This is a genomic window from Ensifer sp. (assembly GCF_031989085.1).
Classification (GTDB): domain Bacteria; phylum Pseudomonadota; class Alphaproteobacteria; order Rhizobiales; family Rhizobiaceae; genus Ensifer.
The window spans coordinates 2043427-2055930 of sequence record NZ_DALZXU010000001.1 but is presented as its reverse complement, the minus strand read 5'-3'; the positions used below and the strand labels follow the sequence as shown (position 1 = coordinate 2055930).

10 protein-coding genes are annotated in these 12504 nt (G+C 62.3%); 6 read left to right on the top strand and 4 right to left on the bottom strand.

Annotation, left to right across the window (positions count from 1 at the left end):
• Positions 1–232: 232 nt before the first annotated feature.
• Entirely contained in the window at positions 233–616 is a 384-nt protein-coding gene (locus RTP54_RS09990) for a hypothetical protein (protein WP_112810110.1), read from the bottom strand.
• 178 nt (positions 617–794) lie between these two features.
• Positions 795–1253: a DUF3828 domain-containing protein gene (locus tag RTP54_RS09985; protein ID WP_312362295.1), complete on the bottom strand. Its 459-nt coding sequence runs from the start codon at positions 1251–1253 to the stop codon at positions 795–797.
• A gap of 297 nt (positions 1254–1550) precedes the next feature.
• On the opposite strand from RTP54_RS09985, the gene dusA reads away from it, so the two are divergent.
• Positions 1551–2642 carry a tRNA dihydrouridine(20/20a) synthase DusA gene (dusA, locus tag RTP54_RS09980; RefSeq protein WP_312362294.1) on the top strand — a complete coding sequence of 364 codons (1092 nt, stop codon included), beginning with the start codon at positions 1551–1553 and terminating at the stop codon, positions 2640–2642.
• A gap of 151 nt (positions 2643–2793) precedes the next feature.
• On the opposite strand, the gene RTP54_RS09975 is transcribed toward dusA, so the two are convergent.
• Positions 2794–3006, bottom strand: a complete 213-nt coding sequence (locus RTP54_RS09975) for a cold-shock protein (protein ID WP_025427309.1) — start codon at positions 3004–3006, stop codon at positions 2794–2796.
• 679 nt (positions 3007–3685) lie between these two features.
• On the opposite strand from RTP54_RS09975, the gene RTP54_RS09970 reads away from it, so the two are divergent.
• From RTP54_RS09970 to RTP54_RS09950, 5 genes are all read left to right on the top strand, one after another.
• Positions 3686–4255, top strand: a complete 570-nt coding sequence (locus RTP54_RS09970) for a J domain-containing protein (protein WP_112810161.1) — start codon at positions 3686–3688, stop codon at positions 4253–4255.
• A gap of 253 nt (positions 4256–4508) precedes the next feature.
• Positions 4509–5240, top strand: a complete 732-nt coding sequence (locus RTP54_RS09965) for an LssY C-terminal domain-containing protein (RefSeq protein ID WP_312362284.1) — start codon at positions 4509–4511, stop codon at positions 5238–5240.
• 1112 nt (positions 5241–6352) lie between these two features.
• Complete coding sequence (locus RTP54_RS09960) at positions 6353–7108, top strand: DUF4239 domain-containing protein (protein WP_112810107.1); 756 nt, start codon at positions 6353–6355, stop codon at positions 7106–7108.
• A 642-nt stretch (positions 7109–7750) separates the two neighbouring features.
• Positions 7751–8500 carry a hypothetical protein gene (locus tag RTP54_RS09955; RefSeq protein ID WP_312362282.1) on the top strand — a complete coding sequence of 250 codons (750 nt, stop codon included), beginning with the start codon at positions 7751–7753 and terminating at the stop codon, positions 8498–8500.
• Between the two features lie 3 nt (positions 8501–8503).
• Positions 8504–9454 (top strand): hypothetical protein, encoded by a 951-nt coding sequence (locus RTP54_RS09950; protein WP_312362281.1) that lies wholly within the window; start codon positions 8504–8506, stop codon positions 9452–9454.
• A gap of 69 nt (positions 9455–9523) precedes the next feature.
• Here the strand turns inward: RTP54_RS09950 and uvrB are convergent, their stop codons facing one another.
• The gene (gene uvrB, locus RTP54_RS09945) at positions 9524–12439 is read right to left on the bottom strand and encodes an excinuclease ABC subunit UvrB (RefSeq protein WP_312362279.1); all 2916 of its coding nucleotides are present in this window, start codon (positions 12437–12439) and stop codon (positions 9524–9526) included.
• Positions 12440–12504 lie beyond the last annotated feature (65 nt).

Genomic DNA, 12504 nt, shown 5'->3' with positions numbered 1-12504 from the left:
ACGAAGTTCGGGCCGGATCGTTTGCCGGGTTTTCACCCGTGCCGCCGCGATCAGCCCTTCATAGCGATGAATTCCGGGACGTTGTCGTAGCGCAGCCGCTTGTCGCGGCCGCATGCGTCGGTGACGCGCGAAAACAGCGCAAGGCATTCCGCGGCGCAGGCAGGGTAGACCTGGACGCCGGACTTGAAGGCTGCCTTCCCCGATGCGGTTTGCGCACAGGGGTTGGCACGCCTTAGGCCGGCCCGACGCCGGCGACTTTGGTCTGGCGTCCGCCTTCCTCGATCCGGACGAAGTCGCCGCCGATCCGGGCGTACTGGTCGCAGCGACGGCCACCATCCTCGAAGGTGATGCAGACTTCATCACCGGTGATGGTGTAGGTGCCGCCGTCGCGCACCTCGTAGTCGCGATAGCCATAGCGGCCGTCGGCATAATATGTGGAGACCACGCCGTTGATCGTGTAACGCAGCGACTTGCCGACGATGGCGGCCTGGAGGTCGGCTCCAGACAGCGTCGGCACGGATGGGGGCTTCGGCTTGGCGATCTCCTGGTCTTCGAGCGCCACCGATTGGCAGGCTGCCAGCTGGAGTATGAGGAGTGCCGCGAGCGCGCGTTTCATGCCGTCTTCCCTTGTTTCCGCCTTCTGTATCGATACAGGAACGCTGCCCTAATCGTCTCGCACACTGCCTGTCAAGCCGGTGATATTGGCCTTTTCCGGATTAAGCGGCCGAGCCGCCCGCCCGTTCGCATCCATGCCGGGCATCTGCGCGCCGCGGGCGCGACCTTGCAAGAGCGCGCTATCGGGCTTCGGCGAATATCTCGCTCAGCTTCCACTGGTTGTCGCCCTCGATGCTTTCGATGTCGTCGACCTGCCAGTTGCCGTCTTCGTCGGTCAGGGCGTAGCGCAAGGTGACGGGGACCGAGAGATTGTCGAAATGCACCGTGACGACGGCCGACGGGCCGGTGATCTCAGCCTCGCCGACGCGCAGGTTCTCGATATCGAAATCCTGCCCGTTGACCACCGGGTCGAAATCTATGGCGCCGACTTCGCCCTGGCTGGCTTGGGCATCGGCTTCGAAGAGACGGGTCAGGCCGTCCGAGAAGAATGTGTCGCGCTCCGACTGATCGCCGTCGGCGAGATAGGGCGCGTAAAGCGCCTCGATGAGCGCCTCAGGCGTCCTGAAGGTTTCGGCGCAGGCGCCCGTTGCCACCGATGTCGCAAGCCCCAGCACGAATACAAACCTGCCGTTTCGCATCTATCCCCCCGCAACTATCCCCCCGCAACCGAGTCACCGTCGGCATTTCTAGCAGGCAAGACGCTGCGGCCGTGAGCCATTTTTGGGGCACGGCGACGTCGGATTTGCTGGCGGGCGGCGCGCCGTCGTCCCTCGGTCTCGCCAACGCGACGCGCAGGCCTGGCTTTGCCCACTGAGTCTCGCTTTTTGCAGGGCGGCATTATATAAGCCGGCAACGGATGACGACTTTGGTCGGGCGCATGCGCGGTGACACGTGCGCGGCTCCTGGCGGTCACGAGCGAACAAGAGACACAAGACATGACTGAAAACGCAGAAGAACCTGCGGCCGTAAAGGCGTATTCGAAGACCCCGATCTTCGCGGTAGCGCCGATGGTGGACTGGACGGACCGACATTACCGCTATTTTGCGCGGCGGCTCTCGCGGCATGCGCTGCTCTATACCGAAATGATCGTGGCGGATGCCATCTTGCGCGGGGACCGCGACAAGGTGCTTGGCTATGACCCGTCGGAGCATCCGCTGGCGCTGCAGCTCGGCGGCAACGACCCGCGCAAGATGGCGGAAGCCGCCCGCATTGCCGAAGACTTCGGCTATGACGAGATCAACATGAACGTCGGCTGCCCTTCCGACCGGGTGCAATCCGGCACCTTTGGCGCCTGCCTGATGCAGGAGCCCGGCGTGGTGGCGGAATGCGTCGCCGCGATGAAGGCGGCGGTCCAGATCCCGGTGACCGTGAAGTGCCGCATCGGTGTCGACGAGCAGGATCCGGAAGTGGCCCTGCGCGATCTGGTGTCGCGCGTCGTTGGCGCAGGCACGGACGCCGTGTGGGTCCATGCCCGCAAAGCCTGGCTGCAGGGCCTTTCGCCCAAGGAAAACCGCGATATCCCGCCGCTCGACTACGATCTCGTGCATCGATTGAAGGCGGAAAATCCCGATATCTTCATCGGTATCAATGGTGGCCTTCAGACGTTGGCGCAATCTCTCGACGAGATGAAGCATCTCGACGGTGTCATGCTCGGCCGGGCGGCCTATCACGACAGCGCGATGCTGACTGCGGTCGATGGCTTCTTCCCGCATCCGCTCACCGGGCAGGCAGCACTCGGCCATGACGGCGCGGCATTTTCCGAGCGCGGCCACAGGCTCGATCTCGGCTTCTGGGTGGACCTGCGTGACGCGATGGCCGATTATGCCAGTGGTCACATCGCCAACGGCGGGCGGCTTGCCCATGTCACGCGGCATATGGTCGGGTTGTTCCAGGGCTGGCCGGGCGCGCGGCGCTATCGCCAGATCCTGTCGTCGGACGCCACCCGGCCCGGGGCCGGGGCGCAGGTGCTCCACGCAGCCTTCGACGCCGTGTTCGAGACGGCTGCCGCGAAGCAGGCGGCGGAGTAGACCGGCTCCCGCCCAACGGCGGGGCGTGGTTCGCCGCTGTCGTTGGCGCTTGAGGTCGATGTGACACGGGCCGTCGAAAGCCGATGGCCCAAACGAAAACGGCGCCCCCGAGGGAGCGCCGTTTCCAAAAAGTCCAGTCGGACGATCCGGCTTACGAAGCCTGGATGTTGACGGCCTTCGGGCCCTTGCCCATGCGGTCAGCTTCGGTGTCGAACGTGACAACCTGGCCGTCCTTCAGCGTAGCAAGGCCAGCGGCCTGTACAGCGGAGATGTGGACGAATACGTCCTTAGCGCCGCCGTCCGGCGTGATGAAACCAAAACCCTTGTCCTGGTTGAAGAATTTTACGGTGCCCTTAGTGGCCATGGAAGAAGTCCTTTTCCTTCAGTCTTAAAGCTATACCCGCGCCCCCGTGAGGATGTGGGTGTGTCGTCTTCCGCATGCAAGCGGATAGGCGTCGAGTAGTCACGATAACGGGGAAAGAACGTCCATTTGCCGCTTCCGGCCGGCCCGGCAAGCCGGGCACAAAAGAGAAAGTCCAGTCTCCGGGATTGAAAACGCCCGAACGGTAGCAGCAGTGACAGTATTTGAAAAAAAACGCAAGAGCCATTCGCGCGGCTTTTTGCGGGAAAATGCGGCGCCAACCCCGGCATTCTCAGGGGTTTCGCGCCAGTCGACGCATCCTGGGCCGATGCCAGGAAGCTCTATCTTTTGCCAGGACGCCTAAACCTATACTACGGCGACGCCTATACTTGATTCTTCTGCCGGCGCGCCGTCGCCAAAAGTCGGGGACGGCCCGCTTGCGACCACAATTTCGTCCCGACAGCGGACGAACGTGCGCGCCGCTGCTTCGGACGGGAATGGTCCGATGGACATGGTGGCGTGCGTTGCTGATCCCTTCACACCGCATCAGCACTTGAACATGTTTGGGATAACGCGCAGGCTTTACCGGTGATTGGTTCCGGTCCCGGCATGCGTGCGTTAGGTCAGGCGGAGACATCGGAATGCGAGACGAACAGGGGGCAGCGTGATCGATCCCTACGAGATGCTTGGCGTAGAGCGTGACGCGAACGACCAGACCATCCGCACGGCCTATCGCAAGGCGGCCAAGGCGGCCCATCCGGATTCGGGTGGCGATGCCGAGCAGTTTGCCCGGCTGCAGGCGGTCTATGAGCTGCTGAAGGACCCGGTGCGGCGCAAGGTCTTCGACGACACCGGCTACGACCCGCAGCTTGCCGAGCCGCGCGACCTCAAGGGCCTGATGATGCTGGAGACGCTGGTCAACGACTTCATCCTCGATGAGCGCGAGCCCGGCAGTTTCGATCCGGTCGCCGCGATGCGGCGTAAGCTCTCCGACGATATCGTCAAGAGCCGCTTCCATATCCTCGAGCTGGAGCGCCACCGCGCCCGCGTCAGAAAACACCTCGACCGCCTCGGCCGTCGGCCGGAAACCGATGTGCTGGGCTCGATGCTGCGCGCCCGCTCGCGCTCGATCGCCGAGGCAATCAAGACCACCGAGGAGCAGATCAAGACCATCGAACAGGCCTATGAGATGCTGGAAGGCTACTCCTACGAGCTGGAGGCGCTGGAGGCCAAGGCGCACGCGGCGGAGTAGGGCGGCTTGCGGCAGATAGGTCGCGGGCGTCATGACTGCGTTCTGCGCCAGACGCGGCCTGCAGGGCGAGCAACCGGCAGGCCAAGGCCAGCGTGCGCGCCGATATGATCCCGCGGTGACAAAGCGGCGAAAATGAAGGCGCTCGTGGATGGCGGGTGCGGCAGGAGCATCGGCACAATTGCCGTAGCGCGTTGCTTTTCCGGGCTTGTCAGGCTTAGCTGATTTCGCCGCACCGGCAACGGGGTGAATGCCGATGACCCGCCGCAACAAACTTCGTGCAGCGATGACCGGCCTTTCAGGCGTGCTCATTGCTTATCTGCTGATCAGCTATTTCCTGCTGCCGGACCTCTGGCTGTTCCACGACCGTAGTCGCGTTGCCGATCTGAGCCCGATGGTGACGACGACGGAGCAGGATATCCCCGGCGACCCGATCAATGTCGGGCTTGTCGGTTCGAAGGCGCAGGTGATGCGCGCCTTCGCAGCGGCCGGCTGGGATCCGGCCGACAGGATCACGCTGCGCTCGTCCGTCGATATCGGCCTCAGCGTCGTGCTCGATCGTCCCGACCTCGATGCGCCGGTCAGCCCGCTGTTCTTCGAGGGGCGGAAGCAGGATCTTGCGTTCGAGAAACCTGTCGGCAAAAGCGCCGACGAGCGCAATCATGTGCGCTTCTGGCTGAGCCAGCAGACAGGGGCGGATGGCAGCCCCCTGTGGCTCGGCTCGGCAAGCTTCGATCGCGGCGTCGGGTTCAGCCACGATACCGGCCAGATCACGCACCATATCGGCCCGGATCTCGACGCTGAACGCGATCTGGTGATGTCGGACCTGCAGGCGGCCGGGCAGGTGACATCGACCTACGGCATCCCCGGAATCGGTGCGACAAAAGCCGGCCGCAACGGCGGCGGTGATCCCTATTTCACCGACGGCAAGGCACTGGTGGGGGTGCTCAGGCCGGATGCGGATGGCAGCGCGGCGAGCGGAAAATGAGGCTTACGGCGGCCCTTCTTAGCCTGACGCGGGGCAGTTTGATTCGAAGCGGTGCGTTTTCGGCAAGCCATCGATGCGCCGGCTGGCCGATATGGGTTGGTGTTCTGACGGGCAATGGCCCTTTTCGCTTTCGCAAACCGTAGGACGGGGACCCGAGCCCCGCGAAGGGGCAGGTGGGCCGGGGCCTCGTTGGCATGAACGTCCCGGTGATCCACCCGTTGCGCACCGGTGTAGGCGAGCGCTTTCAGCGTCATACCGTTCAAATCTTCCGACGCAAGGCCCCTCGCGCCGCCGACGCGCCGCGGCTGGATTCCTGTGACGGGCACAGGAATGAGGGAGTTTCTGGCAAATGCAGAGCCTCCCAAACGGCGTGCCGGCAGCTAGGGCCAACTTTGCCGGCGGTCCGAGAGGGATCTCCACCGCTGCAATCGCCGGCGAGCTTTGACATGCCCGGGTAGCCGCCGAGCTTTGAGAGGCCGGGACGTCAAGCCAGCCCCCTCATTCCGGCCCTGTGCCGGAATCCAGCGACCTGACGTCGGTCAGGTCGAAAGACACGTCAGCCCGAGGGGGCTGAACTCCCATGGCGAGCGCAGACGCGTTGGACAACCTGTTTGATCTCGGCATGGCCTGGCGATTGCAGCCGAGGGGCGGCGGGGCGGGCATCCCTCCGCTGTTACTATCGGCTCCCCATCCGCTGCAACCTCGCCGCCGAGCAACCGCCCATCCTCCATGCGCAACTGAGCGCGCTTTGTGAAAACCGAGGCAGGACCGGGCGTGCGAAAAGCCTGCTGGCGCCGACGCCCACCGGGCGTTCAAAAGCCGATGGTGGGGAGATCCTTGCATCGGAAGCGGTTTCAGGCACGCGCAGGTCATAGCCGCAACGGATCGCCCAACAACGCTCCCGGCGGCCGCCGCCTGCGCCGCGGTAGCGGGCTGCACGCAGGAGGAGCCTTGCCGGCAAGGCGCGGCCTGCGCCGGGGCCAGCCTCGACAACTTTGCCGTCCACCATGCGCCGAAAACATCCGCCTGGGCATGTTGAACACCCTCGGAAATATTAGGCTATGATAATGTTCCGGACCGGGTGGGAAGCCGACCAAGGGGAGCAGCGCGAAATGAACGCAGTCCTGATTGCGGTTGCCGCATTCCTCTGCCTGAGTGTCGCGGCACTCGGCACGATGCATGTCTACCCGAAGCTGCCGGCGCGGCATCGTGACGAGGATACCAACACCATCGTGCGGCTGGTCGCCAACATCTTTGTCGTCATGGCGTCGCTTGTCTTCGGCCTGATGATCAACTCGGCCAAGAACACCTTCCAGGACATCGACAACAATGTGCATTCCTTCGCCACCAACCTGATCCTGCTCGACCGCACACTCAGGACCTACGGCCTTGCCGGCAACGACACGCGGCAATATCTGATCGCCTATGTCGAGGGCGCGATCGCGAATCCCGAGCGCGTCAACGATGCCCTGCATGAGGCGCGCAACGCCGGACAGCAGCGGCTCGACACCGTCGGCGACAGCCTCGCGTCGATCCAGCCGGCCGACCGGCTGCACGACTTCATGCTGGCCGACGCGCGCCAGCAGTACAACCGCATCGTCGACCAGCGCTGGACCATCGTCGAGCAATCGGAAGGCGCGATCCCCATGCCGGTGATCGGCATGCTGATCGCCTGGATGACCCTCGTCTTCGCCAGCTTCGGCTACCGCGCTCCACCCAACGCGGTCGTCATCGCCATGTTCCTGCTATCAGCGCTCTTCATCGCCGGCTCCGTCTTCATCGTGCTCGACATGGACATTCCGTTTACCGGCGCTATCCAGATTTCCGACGCGCCGCTGCTTCGGGCGTTGGCGGAGATGAAGGTGTAGGGGACGGGGAGCAGGTAGGCGCGGGCAGTGAATCTTGTGCGACGCTGCCCAATCGCAGGGTGGCCGCAGATCTGTCTCCGACAGTGATTGAGCCGCGCCGACGACCGAAAACTCGGATCACTAACGCGCATGGTGCCTCCGCCATCAACAAAAGCGGTTTGTGACGCGCTTGCTTCAGGCGACGAAGCCAGGATCAGCAGGAGTGGCCGCACGTGCACCCTGTCCGCGATCGCATGGAAGCCGGCGTCAACATAGACGATGTGAGCTTCGAAGGTGCGATCGACGCCCGTAAGGTTGTCATCTGAAGGATGTACCGCACTCGAACAGCATCGGGGTGACCATTGAACGCGACCAGAAAGAGATGGGTAAGGCCGTAGTGAAATGACAACGTCGCCTGGCTAGGCGCGATCGAAACGTGCCGCACCTTATGGAGACGCCGCATGAAAGATGGCAGCAATGAGTGCGCCCATGTCATGGGGTGGTTGTGGCAAAAAGCTACCGGGCGCAAGGGTGGGGACTGGCAATGCATTTCGATCACGAGGCAGATCTTGAGAGTATGGAAATCGTGACCTAGAAACATCTTCTTGTTGCGGGCCGGTGTATTGCAGCTACTATGGGTGGATTTTTAATTCGGGGGGAATCATGGCCACTACTGAGTCTAAGAACAATGGATTTAAGTTGCCAGGTTCTTCACTCGACGAAGTTTTTAAGGTTGTTCAAGGTTATGCCAGCGTTGGAAGAATGGCCTCGCTAGCTGACATTTCCAAGAATACAGGTGTGCACGAAACAACTATTAGTAGGAATGTAGGCTTCCTAATTTCTCTGGGAATATTGGAGGGTGGTAAGAATAAAGCCTCCACAGACGTCGGAAGAAAACTGGGCCTAGCCTTGATGCACAATGTGCCCGAAGAGATCGAAGCGATTCTCGCCGACATCGTTGCTGAAGATGAATTCCTGAAGAATGTACTCGCTGCCGTCAGGATCCGTAAGGGAATGGATGAGACTTCGTTGCGGGCCCACATAGCCTACAGTGCGGGAATGTCGAAAACTGGGGCTACGACTACCGGAACAGGCGCAGTTGTCGAGTTTTTGAAGCGCTCCGGAAATTTGAAATCTGAGGACGGGAAATTGGTAGTCAGTTCGCCGCTGGCGCGAACGCCAACCGAAGCCGCAGCAACTCAGGAGAGAGTGGTGGGGACTTTCACGCCGACCTCTAACCCAGTTCCACTGAGTAGCGTCACACGAACGATCGAGGCAACGTCGCCATTTTCGATCTCGATTAAGATCGAGGTCCGCTGCGAGCCGCAAGATTTGGAAGATCTAGGGTTAAAGCTCCGCAAGGTGGTTGACGACTTCTCCAAGCAGCAGGCGGATGACGCTAACGAGGAGTGAGCTTTGGTCCGTCCATTTTTCCAGGCCACTGCCGAGCAAGTAGTGATCGTCTCTGAGGCTGTAGTCGCGCTAAATGGGGGAGACGTACTCAGCATCGCCGCCTTTACCGACCTTCCTCAGGGGACCGTGGAAAGTGCGTTGAAATTGGCGAAAGATATTGGCCTTCTTAGTGACAACGCTGGACAGTATAGTGTCGCAAGTCCGTTGTGTAAGCTTCTCCGAACTCCTCAAGACGGTGAGAAGGCAGCGATACTGCGAGTAACTATCGAGTCTTACGAACCATTTCTCGTTTTCCGTGAAGAGCTTGAGGCGACAAGTAGCGTAACGACCGCGGCGCAACGAACTAAGGCGAAACTCGATCTCGACTGTCACAGAGAGCAGGTCAAGGAAACGCTGCTCAGTCTGGCAACGTATGCTGGCGCGCTTACTGCTGGACAGGGAAACACTTATGAGCGAGATGCGCGGGGTCTAACAACACTTCTTGACGAACTGGCCGCCGGAAGTCGGGAGGTGGCAGAAGCAATTCATACGATACGCCAGGAGCTCGGGCACGATGCCGCAGCTCTCGTAGACCATGACCAAGTAATATCGCCAATGGCGGCCGGGCTACGTCACGCTGCAGCAGGATCTGGGCGTGAGGCAATCTTGCAGGCGGGGATTGCAATCGAAAACTTCTTGACCTCGGTCGCGGCCCTGCATGGGACGAACATTGTTGGAGCCAACGGCGTCAACGCAAAAATGGATAGACTAGTGCAGGCTGGCCACTACCCTGGAAAGCTGCTTAACGTGTGCAAGTATCTCGGGCACCTCCGAAATGCGGCTGATCACGGCGCTGACGGTGAAATAGGCGCACCGTGGAGCATCTCGCCACAATCAGGACGAAACTACATTTTTGTTGCCGCAGTCTTTGTTCGCTCCATGATCTCACGACGCTTGGGTGGACACGAGATATAGATATGGGTCGCTTGCCGACCGCCGCTGCAGGTCGAATGTTGCGCAAAAGTGCGAGGCGTTTCGGTGGTTTTACCGCCCGGGCCGTCCCGTCTTCCCCTTGGTCCGCCCCTTTTGCCGCTTCTCGTCGACCGGGTCCTCGTAGGACCCGACGCCGGGTTTGGCGCGGATGATCGGCTTATCCGGGATGTGGCCGGTCACCGGCTTTTCGGTGCGGCCCACGGTCATTTCGTCGAGGCTGTTTCTGCGGAAGAGGCTTTGGCCCTTGGCATCCCCACGGCCGGCTGGCGTTGCGACGTCGCGGCCCATGTCGTCGAGGTCGGGCTTTTGGAATAGAGACGTGTTGTCGTCGGCGGCGATGGATCCTCGGCTCGAGACCGAGGATGACGGAGAAGATGGGGATGGCGGTGAGGAGGAAGCCTTGCCGCCTTGCTGCGACTTCGTCGAGCCTTTGCCCTTGCCAGTCGTGCCTTCCTGCGACTTCGCCTCTTCCCGTGCCATCGGGTCGTCCATGGCGGCGAGTTCGGCGGCTTTCAGGCGTTTGATCTCGTCGCGGAGGCGCGCGGCCTTTTCGAAGTCGAGGTCGGCGGCGGCGTCGCGCATCTGTTTTTCCAGCGCGTTGAGGTGCGCCTGCAGGTTGTTGCCGACGAGGTGGCCGCCATCGGCAAAGCCCTTGCCGGCGACCCCGGAAATGTCGGCGCGCACGTGGTCCTTCTCGTAGACGCTGTCGAGGATGTCGGAAATCTTCGCCTTCACCGATTCAGGCGTGATGCCGTTGGCCTCGTTATAGGCCATCTGCTTGTCGCGGCGGCGGCTGGTCTCGTCCATGGCGCGCTGCATCGAGCCGGTGATCTGGTCGGCATAGAGGATGACCTTGCCGTCGACGTTGCGCGCCGCGCGGCCGATGGTCTGCACCAGCGACGTCTCCGAGCGCAGGAAGCCTTCCTTGTCGGCGTCGAGGATGGCGACGAAGCCGCATTCGGGAATGTCGAGGCCTTCACGCAAGAGGTTGATGCCGACGAGCACGTCGAAGGCGCCGAGCCGCAGGTCGCGGATGATCTCGATGCGCTCCAGCGTGTCGATATCGGAGTGCATGTAGCGCACGCGAATGCCCTGTTCGTGCAGGTATTCTGTCAGGTCCTCGGCCATGCGCTTGGTCAGCACGGTCACCAGCGTGCGGTAGCCGGCGGCGGCCGTCTCGCGGATTTCGCCCAAGACGTCGTCGACCTGGGTTTTGGCCGAGCGCACTTCCACCGGCGGGTCGATCAGGCCGGTCGGGCGGATGACCTGTTCGGCGAAGACGCCGCCGGACTGTTCCAGTTCCCAGGCGCCGGGGGTGGCCGAGACCGCGACGGTGTCGGGGCGCATGGCGTCCCATTCCTCGAAGCGCAGCGGGCGGTTGTCCATGCACGAGGGCAGGCGGAAGCCGTATTCGGCCAGCGTCGCCTTGCGGCGGAAGTCGCCGCGATACATGCCGCCGATCTGGCTGACGGAGACGTGGCTCTCGTCGATGAACAGCAGCGCGTTGTCGGGGATATATTCGAACAGCGTCGGCGGCGGCTCGCCGGGGTTGCGACCGGTGAGGTAGCGCGAATAGTTTTCGATGCCGGCGCAGGAGCCGGTGGCCTCCAGCATCTCGATGTCGTAGCGGGTGCGCTGCTCCAGCCGCTGGGCTTCCAGCAGTCGGCCGCCCTTTTCCAGCTCGGCCAGTCGAAGCTTCAGCTCTTCCTTGATCGCCTTGATCGCGCCGTTCAGCGTCGGGCGCGGGGTAACATAGTGCGAGTTGGCGTAGATCTTGACCGATTTCAGGTCGCCGGTCTTCTGCCCGGTGAGTGGATCGAACTCGGTGATGGCGTCGATCTCGTCGCCGAACATGGAGATGCGCCAGGCCGCGTCTTCCAGGTGGGCCGGGAAGATTTCGATGGTATCACCGCGCACGCGAAACGAGCCGCGCTGGAAATCCATGTCACGGCGCTTGTACTGCTGCGCCACCAGGTCGGCGAGCAGCTGCCGCTGGTCGAGCCGGTCGCCGACATCCATCTGGAAGGTCATGGCGGTATAGGTCTCGACCGAGCCGATACCGTAGATGCAGGAGACCGAGGCGACGATGATGCAGTCGTCGCGCTCCAGCAGAGACCGGGTGGCCGAGTGGCGCATGCGGTCGATCTGCTCGTTGATCGAGGATTCCTTCTCGATGAAGGTGTCCGAGCGCGGCACGTAGGCTTCCGGCTGGTAGTAGTCGTAGTAGGAGACGAAATATTCGACCGCGTTGTCCGGGAAGAAGTTCTTGAACTCGGAATAGAGCTGGGCGGCCAGCGTCTTGTTGGGCGCCAGGATGACGGCGGGGCGCTGCGTCGCCTCGATCACCTTGGCCATGGTGAAGGTCTTGCCCGAGCCGGTGACGCCGAGCAGAACCTGGCTGCGCTCGCCGGTGGCGAGGCCCTCGACCAGATCGGCGATCGCCGTCGGCTGGTCGCCGGCGGGCTCGTAGTCGGAGACCATTCGGATCTCGATGCCGCCTTCGGATTTCGGCGGCCGGGCAGGGCGGTGCGGCGTCCAGAGCTTGCCATCCTTGAACAGCGGATTGCCGCTCTCGATCAGCGCGGACAGTGCTTCGACGGTGGCGGTGACGCCTGACGTCGACAGCTTGTCGGCATCCTCAAGCGACACGTCGAGGCCGGCGACCGGGTTGAGGCCTGCCGCTGCGCGCGTCTTCGGGTCGGTCGTGCCGCCCATCGAAGTGCCCCGAGCGGATTTGGACGCGGCGATCTCCACCTTCTTGCGGTGCTTGCCGGCCTTGGAGGCGACCTCGCGCTGGCTCTCGAAGGCAGACGCTTCGGCATCGGCCTCGAGCTGTTTCACCCAATCGGAGACATTGCCGGAGAGCGGCGTGCCCGACAGCGGCGCCTGCGGGGCCTCTTCGAAGCCTCCGGGCACTGTCGATTTTTTCGAGGGATTTTTTGCAGACGTCTTGGGATCCTTGGCCATGCCGGGAATATGGACAGAGTCATGGCGAAAATAAAGGGGGAATGAGTACAAAAGGGAAACGAAAT